Source organism: Mesorhizobium sp. M1A.F.Ca.IN.022.06.1.1, from assembly GCF_003952605.1.
Taxonomy (GTDB): Bacteria; Pseudomonadota; Alphaproteobacteria; order Rhizobiales; family Rhizobiaceae; genus Mesorhizobium.
Map to the genome: position 1 here is coordinate 702,087 of NZ_CP034455.1, position 19,821 is coordinate 721,907.

Sequence of the window (19,821 nt, forward strand, 5' to 3'; positions counted from 1 at the left end):
GCGGCTACTCGACAATCGCAACAGACGGGGCGGCGGGGATGTCTTGCAGCCCAAGGCTCGAGCAGTTCTGGTTGATTGTGGAATTGCCCGACCACTGGATGGTGTCGGCCACAACCTGGGTGCAGCCGTTCGCGCCCGAGAAATTGCCGAGATAATTGACCTGCTGCTTGGGGAAATAGATTGCCCCGGTCAGCGAAGAAGTCGCCGTGCCGTTGAAGGTGCTCTGTGCGGCGTTGCCCGTCCTGTCGCCATAAAACAGCACGCCGGAATAGGTCCCCGAGGTCGGCGCGCTGAGCGTCACCGTGGCGTTGCCGTTCATGCTTATGGTGTTGCTGCCCGTCATATAGATGGTTACGCCGTTGGTGCAGGGTGCAGCGCAGGTGATGACCGCGCCGGCGTTGATCTTCAAATTGCCCTGGACAACGTAAGTGCCGGAAGAAAGCGCGACATTGCCGTTGAGGTTCATACCATTGCAGTAGGTACCGGGCTGGATTGTTTGCGTTGACTTGCCGCTGTTGACATTCTGGCAAGAGCCGCTGGTCGAGGGCGCCGGCAGGCTGGAGAACGGATCGGACGCGGGCAAGGCCTGGGTTATCGGCGACTTGCAGGTCGTGGTCACCGGGTTGTTCAGCGAAACGCCGCCGACCGAGATCAGGCAGTCGGCCTGAAGCCCTGCCGACCCCTGGACCTTGATGGCGTCCGCGGCGCTCGAATTCGACATGACCGAGCAGCCGGTCAGCTTGACGCTGGTGCTGCCGGAGAAAAGCGCCGCCTGCGAGGCCGACTTATTTAGCGCCAGCACGCAGGCCTTGGAAGCATCGGTAATGAGCGCCACCGCCCTCGCCTGCTCCGGCACCTTGGTCTGCGTGAAGATCGAGGTGAACATCCGGTCGAGGTTCTGGTTGAGGATGACCTCGACTGCCTTCTTGGCCGTGTTCGGCCCCGAGGTGGGCGGCGTGTGGACGGTGATGGTGCCATTGCCGAGGCCGTTGTCGGTCGCCGACTGGGTCGCGGCCGCCGTGATCGTCGCAGTGTCCGATCCCTGGATCTTTTCCAGCGCGCCGGCATAGGCGGCGGCGTCCGCCGTCGCCTGCAGCTTCAGGCTCGAATAGTACCAGTAGGACGTCTCGACGCCGAGCCCTGCCCCGCCGACGACGATCGGCAGGGTGAGCGCGAAGATCGTCGCAACATTGCCGCTCTCGCCGCGCCGCAGGCGGCGGGAGACGAACTGTCTGAAAATCCGACCGAATGTGTTCATGGCCGAGCGCGCCCAAGCTATCCCAGCCACCACGTTCAACACCCGGCGATAAACGAATGGCTAATTTTTTTCCTCGACTTGCGATTTTCAGACCCTTGCATGCATATTTACCGCCCTGCGCGGCCACGACTCAGACTTAGGTCCCACTCTATATAGGACGTTAGGTCAAGCTGCGGATAAATCAGCGATTTTAGCTTTTGCTGCATTTTATCTTTTTCGGAAATCGGTCGTAGAGACGGCTGGAGTAGTGTCTCTGCCGTTTCCGGCGAGGGGTGCTGCCATGATCAGACGGTTCTGGGCTTCGACGCGCGGCAATTTCGCGCTGGCGACCGCAATCGCCATGGTGCCGCTGATGCTTGTCGTGGCCGGCGCCGTCGATGTGGCCGGCACGAGCGACGACGCGGCGCAACTGCAGAACTCGCTGGACGCAGCCGGGCTGGCGGTGGGCACGAAATACCAACCGACCATGTCGGCCGGCGATGTGCGCCAGCTCGGCCTGACTTTCTTCTCAGCCAATCTGAGCGTCGCCGATGCCGGCGAATATTCGGGCAGCGTCGGGGCCTTCCAGGCAGCGGCCAGCGGCGATCCGAGCGGCTACACCATCGCCCTGTCGTCGAGCATCAGCCGTGCGGCTTTCATCAGCGGCGCGCCGGCCTGGCAGGCGACCCGCTCCGCCTCCGTCGAGGTCAAACCCGGGGCGCAAGCGTGCGTTCTGGCGCTCGATCCGCATGTCGGCTCCGCCGTCAACCTGCAGGGCTCGACCAATGTCGCGATGAACGGCTGCGTGATCGCCGCAAACTCGGACGCGGCCGACGCCATCGACCGCGGCGGCTCGGCCCTGCTCAGCGCGGCATGCGTCTCGACGGTCGGCTCGACCTCGGGGATAACGCCGCCCAACGCAACACTCTCGTGCGACGCACCGCTCGAAAACCAGTACGCATCGTTCGACCCGTTGGCCAATGTCACCCCGCCCGCTTATGGCATGTGCCAATCGATGCCGAACGGCAAGACGGTCACGCTTTCGCCCGGCACCTATTGCGACAAGACCTGGTCAGGAAAGATCACGCTTAATCCGGGCGTCTACATCCTGCGCAATGTCACCATAAAGCCCGGCGGCAACGGCAGCCTCACCGGCCAGGGCGTGACGATCTTCCTGATGGAAGGCTCGCAGCTCTACATCAATGCCAATGAGCAGGTGAACCTCTCGCCGCCGGCCAGCGGCGCCTATGCAGGCATCACCATCTTCCAGGCCAAGGGCAACACCTCGGCGCTGACGATCAACGGCGGATCCGGCTCGGTGGTCAGCGGCTTCATCTATGCCCCCGACGCGGCGATCTCCTATGCCGGGAATTCGGACATGAACGCGCAGGGCAATTGCCTGCGGCTGGTCGGCAATACCGTAGGCATGACCGGAAACTCGGCGGTGAAATCGGACTGCGCGGCCGAGCTCGGCAATCGCGAGATGTATGCCGGCAGGATGATCACCCTGGTGAAATAGCGCCGCTCTTCTTCAAGGGGAAATCAGCACTCGCCGACGATATCGGCGCCCGGCTGTTCGTCGAACAACACCGCGCAGCCGCGCTGCAGCGCCACCTGGCTCAACGCGTTCGCCGCCGCTTCGTCGGACGAGACGAAGTCACCGGTCAAGACGCGCAGTTCCTCGACGGCTCTCGACATTGAAACAAGGCGCCCAGCCGCGCCATCGCTGGCGCAGGCGTCGACGACGCAGAGAAGATCGATCAGTTCGAAGCTGTCCATGGCGGCCTCCGCCCACAGGATCCCTTCGCGGAAGTCAACGGCGTGACGGGCGGCCGGGTTCCGCTCGGAGTGGTGCATCATGATTTGGCGACAGCCTGGGCGGCCCGCGCTGAGATCGAGCGAAGCGGCAGGCAGGGCTTAAAAGTACGTCGCGCACGCCTGTGGTCGTTTGGATCGACCGGCAAAAGCGCGGCGAACAGGTTCGCGAATCTCGGCATACTGCGGGATTGTGGGAGTTGCCCGCCACATCGCAGGAAATGGCGGGCAACTCCACTTTCAAACCGCCGATGAAGGGACGTTACTCGACGGTTGTGCCACAATGAGTTGTGGTCCTACTTGTTTCCAGAAATCGCCCATTCGGACCTCTGCGCTCAAAGGTGCGGCCTCAGGTCCCGCCTGACAAGGGACCGTGGCCCGAAAGCAGGAACATTCCAGCTTTGGCGCCGTTGCCACGACATCCCAATCGGCAAAGGAGAGGAAACCATGGCCGACAGACCTACAGTTGTAAACACCAGTGGCGGGGGCGGCGCCGGCACAGCAGTGGCGATCGTTCTTGCCATCATCGCGATCGTGGCCCTGCTGTTCTTTACCGGCATCATCAATGTCGGTGGCCGCACCGGCGGTGGCGGATCGACGGATGTCAATGTGAAGCTCGATGCGCCGAAGGTCGAGGCGCCCAAGGTGGAGACGCCTGCGGCACCGTCGACGACGCCGGCACCCGCGCCTGCCGCTCCGGCTCCGGCCCCGGCTAACGGCGGTTGATCCGCCTGGCGCAACCGGTAGGCCGGCTGCGCGTTTATCGAATGGCTACTCCAGCTTCGGCCCGCGCATTCCTCTGGTAGGCGCGGGCCCTTTTTCTCTCGGGCCCTTTTTTCTTGGGCAGGTCCGCTCAGTCATCCAAATCCATCGGCCGATGGCCCGGCCTTTGATGCCAGACGACCTGGCGGAAATCCGTCAGCTCGACGACTTGGTCGCAGGTCGGACAGATATAGTTGTCGCAGCACTGGCGAAGCGCCGGCGGAGTGCGGCGCACTGCCCCGACCGGCGGACGGGTTTCCGTTTTTCCTACCTGATGAAGCATCGATTCCTCCCAGTTTTTCTGATTTTTTCGAGTATCGCCTTCCACCCGGCTTGGCCTCGCCTATGGCGGTTTCGATGGGCGCGGTGAGCGCGCGCCCGCGAGCGGAAATGAAAATGGACTATCGCGGACGGGGCCTGGCTTTGCCGCGGCGCTATTGGCGAAATTCACTTGCCGAGGGTTCACAGGATTCTCCCCAAGGGCGAGAAACGGGGTGGCCCCTCAACCACCGTCGTGCCAGGCGCAAGGAACAGCAAAACACCGGCAGAGCGTGCTTGCAATAGGGCCTGCGCGGCAAAATCGATTTCGCGCCGCGCCAAGCAACTTAGATTAGCAATCATTCATTGAAAGGCGTATCAATCCGGCAGCGGTCGCCGACGATCGCGCGTCAGGCCCCGCTTGCAATCCTTGGAAATGGGAGGATACCATGGCCGAAGCTGCAATGAAGGTCACCAAGCTCGAATCCAAGTCGCATAACAATCCCGACGAGGTTCGCTCGCCCGCCAAGACCCGCGTCGAAGTGGTCCGGCTGCCGGGCTACACGCTCGGGCGGCTCAACATGGAGCCGGGCTGGAGATGGTCCGAATGCGTGAAGCCGGTGGTCAAGACTGACAGCTGCCAGGTCTCGCATGTCGGCTATGTCGTGTCCGGAACGATCACCATACGCATGGACGACGGGACGCAGAAGACCTTCGAGGCCGGCACCTCCTATACAATCCCGCCCGGGCATGACGCCTGGGTAGAAGGCAATGAGCCGTTCCAATGCATCGAGGTGCTGAGCGCCGAGCAATACGCCAAGCCGGTCTAGGGGCTGTCGGCCAAGGGACAGCCGATCCCCCATGTGGGACGATCAGAGGGGGCGCTGTCCCGCCATCGTCTCAGAACCTGGATCTCCGGCTCGGCCGCACTTCGTCATCCTGGTCTTCGCGCGTCGCTCGGCTCCTGACTTCGTCCTGGCATGACGCAGTTTTGGGCCGCGATCCTTCGCGCCCCTCCCTGGTCAGCGGTCAACCCGTCAAAGGGGAGCACACCGGCGCAACCGGTCAAAGCCCTTGGTTGTGTCGGGTTGCAGATGTTCTCATACCCAGCTGGCCGGCTTGACAGGAAACTCCTTTTGTTCTCTTTATGTTCATACGCATTACCGCTTACAACAGTTGCTGCTAATGCTGCGATGCCGCAAAGCGGATGGATGGAGCCGGGAGCGGGATGGCCGCCACGAACGCCGCTTCGGCCGCTACGATCCTGCATGCCGATCTCGACGCCTTCTACGCCTCGGTCGAGCAACTGCTCGACCCGTCGCTGCGCGGCAAGCCGATCGCAGTCGGCGGCGGCGTAGTGCTTGCCGCCTCCTATGAGGCGAAGATTTTTGGCGTGCGCGGCGGCATGCCCGGCCGCAGGGCGCGCGAGCTCTGTCCGCAGCTCATCTTCGTCGGCGGCCGCTTCGGCGAATACCAGCGTCTCGGCGACGCCGCGATCAAGGTGCTCGACGATTTCACGCCGCTGGTCGAGCGCATCTCGATCGACGAGGCTTTCGCCGATGTCGCCGGCTGCACGCATCTGTTCGGACCGCCGGACGAAATTGCGCGAACCATCCGCCGCCGCGTGAAGAGCGAGCTCGGCCTGCCGATCTCGATCGGGGTGGCACGGACGAAGCATCTCGCCAAGATCGCATCGCAGGTGGCCAAGCCCGACGGGCTGGTGGTGGTCGAGCCTGGCACCGAGCTTTCCTTCCTGCACGATTTGCCGGTGTCGCTGATGTGGGGCGTCGGTCCGGCAACCAAAGCCAGGCTCGCCGAGATCGGCGTCGAGACGATCGGGCAATTGGCGCGCACGCATAGCGGCGCGCTGGAGCGGCTGATCGGCCATGCCGCCGGCCAGAAGCTCGCGGCCCTTGCCTGGAACCGCGACCCGCGCCGGCTGGAGACGCATCGCCGCGCCCATTCCGCCGGCGCGCAGTCGGCGCTGGGCCGCAAACCGGCGCTGCCGCGCGTCTTCGTGCCGACGCTCCTGCATCTCGCCGATCGCGTCGCCAGCCGCCTGCGCGCCAAGGACCGGCCCGGCCGCACGGTGACGGTGCGCGTGCGCTTTGCCGACATGCGCGCGGTCACGCGCTCGGTGACGCTGGAGCAGCCGATCCAGGCGACGACCATGCTCGCTGACGTCGCGGAAGAGCTGGTCAGAGGCGTGCTCGCCGCTCACCCGGGCGAACGGGAAATCTCGCTGCTGGCGATCTCGGTCTCGCATCTGGAAGAGCATGCCGAGCTGCAGCTCGAACTGCCGCTCGGCCTGGCGGACGAGAAGCTGAAGCCCGGCAGCCGCAAAGGCCTCGCCCGCTTCGGCGCCGACCGCGCCATAGACAAGATCCGCCAGCGCTTCGGCAAGCAGGCCGTCGGCTACGGCACCGTCGCGCTGCAAGCAGCGCGCTCGGTGCCGGATGAATTCAGGGAGCTGGCGGAGAAGGAGCTGTGAGGGAGGTGCTTCGGCATCTGCTCTGCGGCGCTGGAGATTGGCGAAAGCCGACGCGCCGTCCGATCTCCCCCTTGTGGGGAGATGTCGCCGAAGGCGGCAGAGGGCGTCGCCGCGCGTGAAGCGCCGGCGTCGTCGGCGACGAAGACAATGCTGGCGATCTATGTGAGACGACCCTCTCTGGCCTGCCGGCCGTCTCCCCCTCAAGGGTTGAGATCACGCGCTCGGTCGGCTGCCCTCAACCCGCCACCGCCCAGTCCAGCCGCATCGCCGCGCTCATCGTTTGCCCATCTTCAAGCACCGTCAGCCCTTCGCCGTGATGCGCATCGACCGGGTGCGACACCGGCTCGAAGCAGAAGAAGTCGGCGTCGGATGACGGGGAATAGAGGATATAGACGCCAAGCTCCGGCGAGGCGGTGAGCGTGACCCCGATCCCCTCCTCGAGTTGCGCGATCGAGGCGCGACGATTCCAGCCGTCGAAGGCGTTGTTGACCCAGTCCCACGGCAGCGGGATGGAGCGCGAGAAATCCCAGGCCGGGCGCTCGCTCACGGGCACCACGCCGACCGGCAAATGGCGCTCGTCCTCCAGCCAGACACGCCTGGCCTTGGCCTCGAGCAGGGTTGTGTCGCCGCGCGGGAACCACGGATGGAAACCGAGGCCGTAAGGCAGGCGCATGCCGGCGCGGTTCTCCACCGTCAGCCGCGCCTCCAGCGCGCCGTCCCGCAGCGCATAGGTCACGGTAGCAGCATAGCGGTAAGGACCGATCGCGCCCTCGTCGAGCACCAGCTCCGCCTCGGTGTCCGTGCGGCGGGCAAGCCGCCACGGTTTCTGGAAACTGTCGCCGTGGATCGGAAAGGCTTCGCCCGGAACGTTCGGCGCGACCGCGTGGAAGCGGCCGTCGAAAGTGAAGCCGCCGCCGGAGATGCGGTTCGACCACGGCACCAGGAGCTGGCAGCCGGACGTCCCGGTGCCATCGCCGGGCTTCAGCAGCGGAACCGGCGCGCTGCCGATCACCAGCGCGTCATAGCGCGCGATCGCCGCGCCCTTCTCCGGCGCCAGCACCAGCCTCGCCTGCCCGTCGTTCAGCTTGACCGCGCCGGCCATATCCTCACCAGCCGCCATCGATGGCGATGTTCTGGCCGCTGATCATGTCGGAGGCGGGTGAGGCGAGGAACAGCACGAGCTCGGCGACATTGTCAGGCTCGATGCGCGTCTTGAGGCTTTGGTTCTCGAGGATCCAGTCATTGTACTGCTTCAACCGGTCGCCGAAGACGCGCGCCTCCGCCTCCGAGACCACCGCGCCCGGCGACACGGCGTTGACGCGGATGCCATGCGGCCCGAGCTCGCGCGCCAGCGACTTGGTGAGCCCGAGCATGGCGCCCTTCGAGGCGACATAGGGTACGTAGCCGTCCCAGCGGCCGTTGAGCGTGATCGAGCAGAAGTTGACGATCTTGCCGTAGCCCTTCGCCTTCATGCCCGGCGCGCAGGCCCGCGCCAGCGCAAAGGCGGCCGAGGAATTGACGCGGATCTGATCCTCATATTCGGCCAGCGAGAACTGCTCGAACGGCCGGTTGATGATCAGCGCCGCGTTGTTGATCAGGATATCGATCCCACCTTCCTTCGCCGCCAGCGCGGCAACAGCCGCTTCCGCATCGGCCAGCCGGTTGAGATCGCAGCCGACGAAGGCCATATCGCCCCTGGCCTGTCCGGCAAGTCTCGCCACCGTCTGCTCGCCCTCACTAATGTCGGGGCGGTCGAGCACCAGCACGCGCGCGCCGGCCCGCGCCAGCGTTACCGCCTGGGCCCGGCCGAGCGAGCCGAGGCCACCCGTCAGCAACACTTTACGACCAGCGAGCGCCTTCATTGCCTAACCCCTCACAGGACAGAATGGACTTCGTCGATCGAAGTGTCGCCGATGCGCTTGTCCAGCACGATCTCGCCGCGCGCCATCGCGACGATACGGTCGCAGCACTCGAAGACGTGGTGCATGTTGTGACTGATGAAGACGCCTGTCACCCCCTGTTCCTTCAGGCCGCGCACGAAGCCGATCACCTTGTTGGTCTCCTTGACCGAGAGGTGATTGGTTGGCTCGTCGAGGATCATTACCTTCGACTTGAAGTGCATGGCGCGCGCGATCGCGACGCCCTGGCGCTGGCCTCCGGAGAGCTCGCCGACGAGCGCGTCGGGGGAGCGCAGATGCAGGTCGACATTGGCGATGGCGCGCACGCTTTCCTCGGCCATCTTCTTCTGGTCGAGGATGCCGACGCCGAGGATCGAAAACCGGGTCGGCTCACGGCCGATGAACAGGTTGCGGGCGATCGACATGGTGGGGACCATGGAATTGTACTGGTAGATGGTCTCAATGCCGAGATCCATCGCGTCGCGCGGGGTGGCGATGCGGACGTCCCTGCCCTCGACCTTGATCTCGCCCTGGTCGGCACGGTGGACGCCGGACAGGATGTTGATCAAGGTCGACTTGCCGGCGCCGTTGTCGCCGACCAGGCCGAGCGCTTCGCCACGCTTGAAGTCGAGCGTGACGCCTTTGAGGGCATGCACGCCGGAATACCACTTGTGCAGATTGCGCACCGAGATGATGGCGTCGCGCACGACTCAGCCCTCCATCTTGATGGCCTTGGCGCGCTTGCGCATCCAGGCATTGGCGACGACGGCAAAGATGGTCAGGAAGCCGATGGCGAATTTGAACCAGTTGGCGTCGACATGGCTGAGCACAAGGCCGTTGTCGATGACCCGGATGAGCGTCGTGCCGATGATGCCGCCCATGACGGTGCCGATGCCGCCGGCGAGCGAGGCGCCGCCGATGACGGCGGATGCGACCGCCTGCAGCTCCATGCCCTCGCCGATCGAAGGCAGCGGCGACCCCAATCGCAGCACCTGCAGCATGCCGGCGAAGCCCGAGAGCACCGAGCACAGCATGAAGCAGACGATCTTGACCCTGGCCGTTGGGATGCCCATCGCGGCGGCGGCCGGCAGGAAGCCGCCGGTAGCCTTGATCCAGTTGCCGAAATTGGTGCGCGACAGCATCAGCGAGGTCAGCACCGCGACCGCCACGAACCACAGAAACGACATGCGGAACATGTTGCCCGGCCCGACGAAGGAGGTGAACAGCCAAGTCGGCAGGTCGGCGGGCAACAGCGGCGGAAAGCCGCCGGAAACGACAACGGTGAGCGATCGCGCCATGAACAGCATGCCGAGCGTGGTGATGAAGCTCGGGATGGCGAAGCGGATGGTGACGTAACCGTTGATGAAGCCGATGGCCGCCGAGACGAGCAGCCCGGCGAGCAGCGCCAGCGGGAACGGCCAGCCCTGCACCATCAGCACCGCCATCGTCATCGGCATCAGCGCGAAGACCGAACCGACCGACAGGTCGAACTCGCCGCTGATCATCAGGATGGTAACGCCGATGGCGACGAGGCCGGCCTCCGGCAGGATGCCGAGAATGCCGCGCAGATTGTCCTGGTTCAGGAACACGCCGTGGGAGCGGACCTGGAACAGGACGATGAGCAGCACCAGGAGGATCAGCCCGGCCAGTTCCGGCTTCTCGAGATAGGTCTTGAACAGGCGCTTCAATGAAAGGCTCCGGTGCGGTGATTGTGAAAGGTACTGTGGCGCCGCGTTCCTTCACACCCCCCTTTGTCCTGCCGGACGGTCCGGCAGGACAGAGGGGGGTGATGTCCCGCCAGCATTTCGGTGACGGGCGTCTCGGCCAATCTCAAAGGCATGCGACCTCAGCGCATGCCCTGCGCGGACAGCGCCATGATCGCATCGGCGTCCTTCTGGCGCACGATGCCCTGCCCCGTGTCGATGTCGGAAGGCGCAAGACCGAGCTTCTTGTTGAGATAGACTTCCATCACCGGCATGAAGCCCTGCATGTAGGGCTGCTGGTCGACCAGCGCCTGGACATAGCCCTTCTGCATCTGCTGCAGCACTTCCGGCACGAGATCGAAGCCGCCGAGCAGGACCTTGCCGGGCGCGACCCCGCGATCGGCCAGCACGCGCGCCACGCCGGCGCACCAGAAGCCGGTGTCGAAATAGGCCGTAGTGTCGGGATGCGCGTTGAGATAGGCGCCGACGCGGTCGGAAGTGATGGCGAGGTCGGTGCCGCTGTCGATGCGCTCCCACGAAACGTCGCGGTCCTTATGAGCGGCCTTGTACTCCTCGAGAAACTGCATGACGCCGGCGCCGCGGGTTTCGGACCAGTTCTGGCCTGGCGCCGAGATACCGACCAGCACCTTGATCGGACCATCCTTCGGGAAGCTCTCGGAAATCGCCTTGGCGAGCGAGTAGCCGGCTGGCTTGAAGCCCTGGCCGATGAAGGCCTGGCGCGCATTGCCCTTGGCGCCTTCGGTGTCGTCGACATTGACGGCGATCACCACCACGCCGGCGTCGCGGGCCTCCTTGATGACATCGTCGAAGGCATGGTCGTCGACGATGGAGGTGAGCAGCGCGTCGGGCTTGGCGGCAAGGGCCGCGCGCATGTTCGCGACCTGCTGCTCGATCGATCCCTCGGTCTGGGTGAAGACCATGTTGCAGTTGGCCTCGACCTTGGCGCAGCCATCGTCGAAACCTTTCTTCACCGCCTGCCAGAATGTGTTCGAGGCCGACGAATGATGGGTAAAGACGATGTTGAGCCCGTCGGCTTTGGCGGCCGATTGCCCGCCGATAAGGGCGGCGCCGAGCAGAAGTATTGCTGTCAGTTTTCTCATGTTTGTTCCTCCCTATGGATCCTAGATGTGCGTCTTGGGCTAAATGTCCGTCTGGCTGCTGACGCGGCGGTGGACGGTGTAGGCCTTGCCAAGATCGGGACTGAGCGCCAGCCCGAGCCCAGGCCCCGGCGGCACGGTGATCATGCCGTCTTTCACCTCGGGCAGCGCCGTCACCAAGTCGCGGTACCAGGTGCGGTAGAAGGCGCGCACGCTTTCCTGGACGAGCGCGTTGGGCGCGTTGAGCGACAAATGGGTGGACGCTGCGAGCACGACCGGACCGGTGCAGTCGTGCGGCGCCACCGGCAGCCGCCAAGCCTCGGCCATCGAAGCGATCTTGCGCGCCTCCGACAGGCCGCCGCACCAGGAGATGTCGAGCATGACGATCCCGGCCGCTCCGGTCTCCAGAAGGTCGCGGAAAGCCCAGCGGCTGCCCAGCGTCTCGGAGGCCGAGATCGGCGCCGGACTGGCGGCGGCGTAACGCCTCAAATCGCCGAGGCTGTCCATGCGGATCGGGTCCTCGTGCCAATAGGTGGCGTAGGGCCTGAGCGCCTCGGCGATCCTCATCGCCGGCAAGAGTTGCCACATCGAATGGAACTCGACCATGATGTCGATCCTGTCGCCGACGGCTTTGCGAATCTTTTCAAAAGGCTCGAGCGCCGCCTTCAAGTCGGCTGCCGAGATGTCGTTGCCGCGCGTCTTCTCCGCCGCGTGGTCGAACGGCCAGATCTTCATTGCGGTGATGCCGTCGGAGAGCAATTCCTCGGCCAGCTCGCCGGCGCGGGTGAGGAAAGCGTTGAGATCGTCGTAATCGCGCCCGGCGCCGATGCCGTAATTGGCCGTCGTCTGGCCCTTGGCGTCCTTGATATACTCGGTGCCGGCGCAGGTGTTGTAAGTGCGGATCGAGCGACGGCTGAAACCGCCGAGCAGCTGCGCGACCGGCTGGCCGGTGGCCTTGCCGAAAATGTCCCACAGCGCGATGTCGAAGGCGGAGTTGCCGCGCACCTCGGCGCCGCTGGAGCGGAAACCGAGATAGCCGACGAGATCGGCGGCCAAAAGATCGATCTCCAGCGGATCGCGGCCGATCACCCTGGGCGCCACATATTCGTGCAGATATTCCTCGACGGTGCGCGATAGATAAAACGTCTCGCCGAGCCCGGTGATGCCCTCGTCGGTATGAACCTCGACCCAGAGCAGGTTGGGCCGTTCCTCGATGCGGACGGTCTCGATGGCGCGGATCTTCATCAGGCTATCCCCGCGTCGATGAGCGCCTTGACGCTCTTGTCGAAATGCTCGGCCATATGCTCGGCCGCAAGCCGCGGATCGCCCTTGAGGATGGCGTCGGCGATGTCCTCATGGCCCTTGATCATCTTGAGCTGGTCCTCGTCGCAGGAACGGGTTCGCCAGCCGATGACCCAGGTGCGGCGCGTCACGCCGCTGAAGGCGGTGACGATCAGCGAAAAGACCGGATTGTGCGAGGCCGCCGCGATCGCCTCGTGGAAGGCGATGTCATGCTCCATGACGGTCTCGGGGCTTTTGCAACTCTCGCGCATCAGCCGGGCCGACTGGGCGATCGCCGCGGCTTCCGCGTTGGTGCGGCGCAGCGCGGCCAGCGCCACGGTGCGCATCTCGATGGTGCGCCTGACGTCATAGACCTGCTGCACGCTGATCTGCTGGGTGGTGATGCCATGCTCGATCACCATCGACATGGCGCCGGTGTCGAGCTTGGCGACGGTGGCGCGGCGCCCGGCGCTCATGTCGATCAGCCGCATCGCCGACAGCGAGCGGAAGGCCTCGCGCACGACCGTGCGGGAAACGTTGAGCTGGCGCGTCATGGCGGCCTCGCTGGGCAGCGGATCGCCGGGCGCCAGGCCTTCCGAGCGGATGTGCTGGGTTATCGCCTGAATCGCCGTGCTGACCAGGCCAGGACTCGGTTCATCCGGTGGGTCCGTCTGCTCTTGCATCCGTTTCCTCAACACCTGTATGACAGGTTGATGTTGAATTGCTCATATTTCGGCTTAAAGATATATGTCAAGCTGATTTTCTGACACCCTGCCCCGAGGCGCCCCATGCACGAGAAGCAAGCCGGCCTGATCTTCGATGCGCGCGACGTGGTCGGCGAAAGCCTGGTGTGGGACGAGCGCCGCGAAAGGCTGGTTTGGGTCGACATCATCGGCCGCAGGATCCATCGGCTGGATCCGGTGAGCGGCGCGCATGAAAGCTGGCAGACGCCCGATCTCGTGACCTCGGTCGGCCTGCGCAACGACGGCGGCGCGATCGTCGGGTTGCGCAAGGAGATCGCGCTATGGGACTTCGATGGGCCGTTCCGGACGCTCGCGACGATCGAGGACGACAGGCCGGGAACGCGGCTCAATGAGGGCGTGGTGGCGCCGGACGGTTCGTTCTGGGTTGGAACGATGGCCAACAACATCGGCCCGGACGACGCGCCGGTGCCCATCGCCAGCGATGAAGGTCGGCTCTACCGGGTCGGCCGGGAGGGCAAAGCGACGCCGCTCAGCGAAGACCGGTTCGGCATCACCAACACGATGGTGTGGCTGCCCGACGGACGCTTCGTCACCGCCGACACGACGAAGAACGCGCTCTACAGCTATGACTGGGACAAGAAGGCGGGACGGCTCGGCCGGGCGCTCCCCTTCTTCACCAGCTTCGAGCGCGGCCTGCCGGACGGCTCCTGCCTTGACGCAGAGGGCTATATCTGGAACTGCCGGGTGGTTGGCGGAAGCTGCCTCGCCCGCATCGCGCCCGACGGCAGGCTGGACCGGATCGCCGAATTGCCCTGCAGCTGGCCGACGAGCTGCGCCTTCGGCGGCCCCGGCCTCGACACGCTGTTCGTCACCTCGGCGCGCTTCACCATGAGCGCCGAGCATCTCGACGCCAACCCCTTCGAAGGCGGCCTGTTCGCGCTCAGGCCCGGCGTGCGCGGCGTGCAAGGCAACCGGTTCGGATAATCTCCCCATCGAGAGATCGGCAGCAGCGATCAAAAAACTTCACCATCGATGTCGGACTGGCCAATCACCGTTCGTCATAGGAGCATAGACCGGCAATCAACAGGAGAAACGAAATGCCCAGCACTGTCCGCCTGCACCGCGTGCTTTCCACCAAACCTGAAAAAGTCTATCGCGCTTTCATCGAGGCGGACGCGCTGGCGAAATGGCTGCCGCCGAACGGCTTCACCTGCACGGTGCATCACTTGGATGCAAAGGCCGGCGGCAACTTCAAAATGTCGTTCCGCAACTTCACCACGGGCGAAAGCCATGCTTTCGGCGGCGACTATGTCGAGCTCGTTCCGGGTGAGCTCGTGCGCTACACCGACAAGTTCGACGATCCTAACCTGCCCGGCGAGATGCAGGTGACGGTGACGTTGAAGAAAGTCTCGGTCGGCACGGAGATGGAGATCACCCAGGCCGGCATTCCGGACGCCATCCCCGCCGAGGCCTGCTATCTCGGCTGGCAGGAGTCGCTCAAGAACCTGGCAAGGCTCGTCGAGCCCGAGATCAGTCAGTAAAGATCGATCGCAGGGTCTATGCAGCCGGCCGCGACGGAGCGGCCGGCACGCGGCCCGATTTCCAATCCGCGACGTTACGCGTTTCCCCCGCTTGCCAGAATCGCTGCGCTGGGCTGGATTGAGCAAAGCCGAGCTCGAATGCCGAACGGACAGGCAGAAGGGGGCGCGATGGAGCCGATTCCAGCCGGATCGTCACCGGCTGACGACAAGGTCGAGCATTACGAGCTCGGCCTCTGCCTGTCGGGCGGCGGCTATCGCGCCATGCTGTTCCATGCCGGCGTGCTCTGCCGGCTGAACGAGGCCGGCCTGCTTCAGAAAATCGACATGGTCAGTTCGGTCTCGGGCGGCTCGATCGCCGCCGGGCTGCTTGCGGTTCTCTGGCCGCGCCTCAGCTTTGCCGACGGCGTTGCCACGAATTTCCGCGAGCTTTACGTCGAAAAAATCCTCGCTTTCTCGCAGGTCTTCCTTGACGCGCCGTCGATCCTCAAGGGCGTGTTCAACCCGTTTTCGAGCGCGGCGCGCGAAGTCGCCACCTGCTACGAGCGCCATCTGTTCGACGGCAAGGTGCCGACGCTGAAGAGCCTGACCCGGCGTCCGTGGTTCGTGTTCTGCTCGAGCAATCTCAGCACCGGCTCGCTGTTTCGCATGTCCAACCGCTACATTGCCGATTACCGGATCGGCATGGCCAAGCATGCGGACCTGCCGGTCGCGACCGCGGTCGCGGCGTCGTCCGCCTTCCCGCCGTTTCTGTCGCCGCTCAGGCTCGACCTCACTCAGTTCGCGTGGGAGAACGACAAGCTCGACGCGAGCGTCGGCCCGCCGGTCCCGGCCGGCCGCGCCGTGCTCACCGATGGCGGCGTCTATGACAATCACGGCATCGAGCCGGCGCTGAAGCGCTGCCGCTGGCTGTTGGTCAGCGACGCCGGCGCGCCCTGGCGAGCGTCCGGCTCCGGCTACTGGAACTGGTTCTCGCAGTTGAAGCACGTGCTCGACACCACCGACAACCAGGTGCGCTCGCTCCGGCGGCGCGACCTCATCGCCCGCTTCCAGGCGGCGAAGGATGCCGACGACCAGGGCCTGCCCAATGACGCGACCCGGCCCGACTATGCCGCCACCCGCGGCGTCTACTGGTCGATCGCCAGCAAGCCTGACGCCGCCGAGCCGAGCTTCGTGCAAAGCGCGGCAATCGCGCCTGCCGATATCGGCACGTCGCTTCATTTCCTGGGAAGCGAGGAGACGATCGATCTCGTCAATTGGGGCTATTGCGCCAGCGACCAGGCGCTGCAGAGCTGGTACCGGCCGGCGGTGCCGGCTGGAAAGGGCGTGCCACTGAAGGCGGGCGACGTGAAGCCCGGACGCTGTGCGGTGGTGTCAAAGGCGCTGATGAGCGGTTTCAAGGTGTGAGCATGGCGTTCGGACTCCGCGTCCGCTTTCGCCAATCGCCATCGTGGCGCAATCCAAACCGGTTCGTGCCCTGCACCGCCGCGTGCTAACAGAGGCGCTTTCAACAAGGATGGACAGCGACATGGCAGGAGAAAAAGTAGTTCTGGTGACGGCGGGGGCAGCGGCATGGGCGCGGCGGCGGCGAAGCGGCTGGCCGCCGACGGCTTCAAGGTCGGCGTGCTCTCCTCCTCCGGTAAGGGCGAGGCGCTGGGCAACGAACTCGGCGGTTTCGGCGTCACCGGCTCCAACCAGTCGAACGAGGATCTGAAGCGGCTGACCGACGGCGCGCTGGAGCGCTGGGGCCGCATCGACGTGCTGGTCAACAGCGCCGGCCACGGGCCGCGCGCGCAGATCATCGAGATCAGCGACGAGGACTGGCACAAGGGCATCGACACCTATTTCCTCAACGTCGTGCGCCCGACCCGCCTGGTGACGCCGGTGATGCAGAAGCAGAAGGCGGGCGTCATCATCAACATCTCGACCGCCTGGGCGTTCGAGCCGAGCGTCGCCTTCCCGACCTCGGCGGTGGCGCGCGCCGGGCTCGCCGCCTTCACCAAGATCTTTGCCGACACCTATGCGGCCGATAATATTCGCATCAACAACGTGCTGCCGGGCTGGATCGACAGCCTGCCCGGCGTAGAGGAACGCCGCCAGAGCGTGCCGATGAAGCGCTACGGCACATCCGAGGAAGTGGCGGCAACGATCTCCTTCCTCGCTTCCGACGGCGCGGCCTATATCACCGGCGAGAACATCCGCGTCGATGGTGGATTGATGCGGGGGTACTGAGGCTCGTTTCGGCAGGCACAGCTGTCGCTCGCCGGTACGCGGCTGCGGCTGACCGCTGGACAATGGCCGTCGCCTCCCGCACCGTTAAGACTGCAAGGGAGACACGAATGAGCGCTTCACTCAGGCTGGGCATTGTCGGCGGCGCCGGCTGGCTGGGCGGCGCGATCGCGGGTGCCGCGCTTTCGGCCGGCGTGGTGCGGGCGGAGAACCTCGCCCTCTCCTATCGGAGCACCAAGCCGGATCGCTTTCCAGGCGTCTTCTGGAGCGACGACAACCAGGCGCTCGCCGACCGCTCGGACGTCATCATGCTTTCCGTGCGGCCGCAGGACTGGCCGTCGCTCGAGCTGGATGCCAAGGGCAAGCTGGTGATTTCGGTTATGGCCGGCATCCGGATGGCCGAGATCGGCGAGAAGCACGGCACCGGCCGCGTGGTGCGCACGCTGCCCAACGCGGCTGCCGAGGTCGGCAAATCGTACACGCCGTGGATCGCGAGCGGCGACGCCACCGAATTGGACCGCGCGACCGTGCGCGCGATCTTCGGAGCCTGCGGCGTTGAGGATGAGGTCGGCAGCGAGCGCGACATCGACTATCTCACCGGGCTGACGGGCTCGGGGCCCGCCTTCCCTGCCCTGCTCGCCGAAGCGATGATGCGCGACGCCGTGGCCTTCGGCCTCAAGCCGGAGGTCGCGCGCCGCGCGGTCAACACCGTGCTCACCGGAACCGGCCGGCTGCTGGAGCTCAACGACGCTTCACCGGCCGATACGGTCGAGGCCTTTCTCGGCTATCGCGGCACGACAGCGGCCGCGATCGAGACGATGCGCGAAGCGGGCTTCGACCAGGCCGTTGCCAAGGGACTGGCGGCCGCGTTCCTCAAGTCGATCGCGATGGGCAAGGCGTGAGCCGACGACGCCGCCCTTTGAGCGCGGAATGCATCAGGCGAGCATCCGCCGGATCGGGCCCCGCCGCTCAGGTGAGTCGTGCCGCCTACGCGAACTCCTCGCGCCGCGATGCTTAATTTTTGATAAAAGAAATTAGTAATATTGTGTAAAACTGAGTGAGCCCTCGCGTGCAAATTGTATTAGGGCGTTCTCACTCTCTTTTCTTGCGAATAATTGATCGCCGAACGGCAAATTTTCTCTGTACTATTACACAATTCCTTGGAACGATACCCGGAATTACAAGTTGACCCGCTAGCGATCGGTTGAGTTCGCATGCCGATTCAAGCAAGCCGTGTATTGCGAGGAGGGTTGTCCGATGAGCAGCTTCGTCAATGCCGTAGGCGTTCCTCTCCCCTATAGCGGCTCGTCCAACCATTGGTACTCGGCGGCGGGGTCCGGACCGGACTTGTGGGGCACCTCCGGAAACGACACCTTCTATGGAGCTTCCGGCGTCAATGTCACCATGCACGGGAGCTACGGCGATGACATCTATTATCTCTATGCCGCGGGCAACAAGGTGGCCGAGGGCTATGGGGCAGGCATCGACACCATCAGCACATGGATGAGCTACACGCTTCCCGACAATGTCGAGAACCTGATCGTCACCAACGCCAAGAACTACGCTTTTGGAAACGACCTGGACAACATCATCACCGCCAAGGCCGGCCACCAGACGCTGGACGGCGGCAAGGGCAATGATGTGCTGATCGATGGCGGCGGCGGTTACGACACTTTCATCATCGCGAAAGGCAACGGAAGCGACCTGATCGCCAATTTTGCCGCGACTGACAGCGTCCGTCTCGATGGCTATGGGTTCACTTCCTTCGACGCCATCCACTCGAACATGATCCAGGCGGGACCGAACGTCATCTTGAACCTCGGATCCGGCGAGATCCTCATGTTCAAGGACACGACCATCGACAAGCTGCAGCCCAGCCAATTCCAGCTGCCGATCGACAAGTCCGACATGACGCTGTCTTTCAGCGACGACTTCAACGCGCTGAACCTCCACAACAGCCAAGGCGGCACGTGGGATACCAACTTCTGGTGGGGCGCGCCGAACGGCAGCACGCTCGCCACCAACAACGAGCTGCAATGGTATATCGACGCCAATTACGCGCCGACGAGCTCGGTCCACCCGTTCAGCGTGAACAACGGCGTGCTCACCATCACCGCGGCGCAAGCGCCGGCGGACATCAAGCCGCTGATCAACAATTACGAATACACGTCCGGCATCCTGACCACGCACGACAGCTTCTCGCAGACATACGGCTATTTCGAAATGCGCGCCGACCTGCCGGAAAACGCCGGCGCCTGGCCGGCCTTCTGGCTGCTGCCGGAAGACGGCTCGTGGCCGCCTGAGCTGGACGTTATCGAAAGATACGGCCAGACCCCGAACTCGCTTCTGATGACCGCGCATACGATGGAGACGGGTACGCACACCATGGTCGGGTCTACGGTGAATGCGATGGATACTGCCGGTTTCCACACCTATGGCCTGCTGTGGACGCCGGACAAGCTTGTCTGGACCTATGACGGCGTGCAGGTCGCGGAAGCGGCGACGCCCTCGGACATGGATAAGCCCATGTACATGCTGGTCAATCTTGCGATCGGCGGCCAGGCCGGCGCGCCGCCGGATCATCTTGCCACACCGGCTGAGATGAAGATCGACTACATCCGCGCCTATACGCTGGACGCTGTGGAGGCTAACCCCCTGATCGCCACCAGCAGCACCACCACCGCAACGCACAGCACTGCCACGCACAGCTTCGGCAGCAGCACGCTGCATCACGGTTCCGAGTTTGGGGGCCACGCTTAAGATTTTCAGGCGATCGGTTCGATGTCC

The 19,821-nt window shown here is 64.4% G+C and carries 19 protein-coding genes and 1 pseudogene; 10 read left to right on the forward strand and 10 right to left on the reverse strand.

What is annotated here, in order from left to right; all coding sequences use genetic code 11:
* Positions 1–4 precede the first annotated feature (4 nt).
* Positions 5–1,258: a pilus assembly protein TadG-related protein gene (locus EJ078_RS03550; RefSeq protein ID WP_067321698.1), complete on the reverse strand. Its 1,254-nt coding sequence runs from the start codon at positions 1,256–1,258 to the stop codon at positions 5–7.
* Between the two features lie 280 nt (positions 1,259–1,538).
* Here EJ078_RS03550 and EJ078_RS03555 point away from each other — a divergent pair, with 280 nt between their 5' ends.
* Entirely contained in the window at positions 1,539–2,756 is a 1,218-nt protein-coding gene (locus EJ078_RS03555; RefSeq protein WP_095801447.1) for a TadE/TadG family type IV pilus assembly protein, read from the forward strand.
* Positions 2,757–2,779: 23 nt separating this feature from the next.
* On the opposite strand, the gene EJ078_RS03560 is transcribed toward EJ078_RS03555, so the two are convergent.
* On the reverse strand, positions 2,780–3,016 hold the full coding sequence (locus EJ078_RS03560) for a hypothetical protein (RefSeq protein WP_127215795.1): 237 nt from the start codon (positions 3,014–3,016) through the stop codon (positions 2,780–2,782).
* A 483-nt stretch (positions 3,017–3,499) separates the two neighbouring features.
* Here EJ078_RS03560 and EJ078_RS03565 point away from each other — a divergent pair, with 483 nt between their 5' ends.
* The gene (locus EJ078_RS03565; RefSeq protein WP_127215796.1) at positions 3,500–3,778 is read left to right on the forward strand and encodes a hypothetical protein; all 279 of its coding nucleotides are present in this window, start codon (positions 3,500–3,502) and stop codon (positions 3,776–3,778) included.
* Positions 3,779–3,905: 127 nt separating this feature from the next.
* On the opposite strand, the gene EJ078_RS03570 is transcribed toward EJ078_RS03565, so the two are convergent.
* Positions 3,906–4,142 carry a hypothetical protein gene (locus tag EJ078_RS03570; protein WP_127215797.1) on the reverse strand — a complete coding sequence of 79 codons (237 nt, stop codon included), beginning with the start codon at positions 4,140–4,142 and terminating at the stop codon, positions 3,906–3,908.
* 379 nt (positions 4,143–4,521) lie between these two features.
* Here EJ078_RS03570 and EJ078_RS03575 point away from each other — a divergent pair, with 379 nt between their 5' ends.
* Both EJ078_RS03575 and dinB read left to right on the forward strand, forming a co-directional pair.
* Entirely contained in the window at positions 4,522–4,902 is a 381-nt protein-coding gene (locus tag EJ078_RS03575) for a cupin domain-containing protein (protein ID WP_067001020.1), read from the forward strand.
* 398 nt (positions 4,903–5,300) lie between these two features.
* Positions 5,301–6,563: a DNA polymerase IV gene (gene dinB / locus EJ078_RS03580; protein WP_127403184.1), complete on the forward strand. Its 1,263-nt coding sequence runs from the start codon at positions 5,301–5,303 to the stop codon at positions 6,561–6,563.
* A 235-nt stretch (positions 6,564–6,798) separates the two neighbouring features.
* On the opposite strand, the gene EJ078_RS03585 is transcribed toward dinB, so the two are convergent.
* From EJ078_RS03585 to EJ078_RS03615, 7 genes are all read right to left on the reverse strand, one after another.
* Complete coding sequence (locus EJ078_RS03585; RefSeq protein ID WP_245457121.1) at positions 6,799–7,683, reverse strand: aldose 1-epimerase; 885 nt, start codon at positions 7,681–7,683, stop codon at positions 6,799–6,801.
* Positions 7,670–8,425, reverse strand: a complete 756-nt coding sequence (locus tag EJ078_RS03590; protein ID WP_127216352.1) for an SDR family oxidoreductase — start codon at positions 8,423–8,425, stop codon at positions 7,670–7,672. Before EJ078_RS03590 ends, EJ078_RS03585 begins: the two co-directional genes overlap by 14 nt.
* Positions 8,426–8,436: 11 nt before the next feature.
* Positions 8,437–9,168: an ATP-binding cassette domain-containing protein gene (locus tag EJ078_RS03595; RefSeq protein WP_127216353.1), complete on the reverse strand. Its 732-nt coding sequence runs from the start codon at positions 9,166–9,168 to the stop codon at positions 8,437–8,439.
* A 3-nt stretch (positions 9,169–9,171) separates the two neighbouring features.
* A complete protein-coding gene (locus EJ078_RS03600; protein ID WP_066993166.1) occupies positions 9,172–10,149 on the reverse strand; it encodes an ABC transporter permease in 978 nt (325 codons plus the stop codon).
* A gap of 158 nt (positions 10,150–10,307) precedes the next feature.
* Positions 10,308–11,285: a sugar ABC transporter substrate-binding protein gene (locus tag EJ078_RS03605; RefSeq protein WP_127216354.1), complete on the reverse strand. Its 978-nt coding sequence runs from the start codon at positions 11,283–11,285 to the stop codon at positions 10,308–10,310.
* Between the two features lie 39 nt (positions 11,286–11,324).
* Positions 11,325–12,527, reverse strand: coding sequence for a mandelate racemase/muconate lactonizing enzyme family protein (locus EJ078_RS03610; protein WP_127216355.1), 1,203 nt, complete (start codon positions 12,525–12,527; stop codon positions 11,325–11,327).
* Entirely contained in the window at positions 12,527–13,246 is a 720-nt protein-coding gene (locus tag EJ078_RS03615) for a FadR/GntR family transcriptional regulator (protein WP_127216356.1), read from the reverse strand. Before EJ078_RS03615 ends, EJ078_RS03610 begins: the two co-directional genes overlap by 1 nt.
* A 105-nt stretch (positions 13,247–13,351) precedes the next feature.
* Between EJ078_RS03615 and EJ078_RS03620 the strand changes: the two genes are divergently transcribed.
* The 6 genes and pseudogenes from EJ078_RS03620 to EJ078_RS03645 all read left to right on the forward strand — a co-directional run bounded on the left by EJ078_RS03620 (position 13,352) and on the right by EJ078_RS03645 (position 19,794).
* The gene (locus EJ078_RS03620) at positions 13,352–14,251 is read left to right on the forward strand and encodes an SMP-30/gluconolactonase/LRE family protein (protein WP_127216357.1); all 900 of its coding nucleotides are present in this window, start codon (positions 13,352–13,354) and stop codon (positions 14,249–14,251) included.
* 113 nt (positions 14,252–14,364) lie between these two features.
* Positions 14,365–14,808 (forward strand): SRPBCC family protein, encoded by a 444-nt coding sequence (locus tag EJ078_RS03625; RefSeq protein ID WP_067321724.1) that lies wholly within the window; start codon positions 14,365–14,367, stop codon positions 14,806–14,808.
* A gap of 168 nt (positions 14,809–14,976) precedes the next feature.
* Positions 14,977–16,212: a patatin-like phospholipase family protein gene (locus EJ078_RS03630; RefSeq protein WP_208721078.1), complete on the forward strand. Its 1,236-nt coding sequence runs from the start codon at positions 14,977–14,979 to the stop codon at positions 16,210–16,212.
* Between the two features lie 121 nt (positions 16,213–16,333).
* Positions 16,334–17,037: pseudogene (locus EJ078_RS03635) on the forward strand (SDR family oxidoreductase).
* A gap of 107 nt (positions 17,038–17,144) precedes the next feature.
* Positions 17,145–17,936 (forward strand): pyrroline-5-carboxylate reductase dimerization domain-containing protein, encoded by a 792-nt coding sequence (locus EJ078_RS03640; RefSeq protein ID WP_095824586.1) that lies wholly within the window; start codon positions 17,145–17,147, stop codon positions 17,934–17,936.
* 355 nt (positions 17,937–18,291) lie between these two features.
* Complete coding sequence (locus tag EJ078_RS03645; protein WP_095824587.1) at positions 18,292–19,794, forward strand: family 16 glycosylhydrolase; 1,503 nt, start codon at positions 18,292–18,294, stop codon at positions 19,792–19,794.
* The last annotated feature ends 27 nt before the right edge of the window (positions 19,795–19,821 follow it).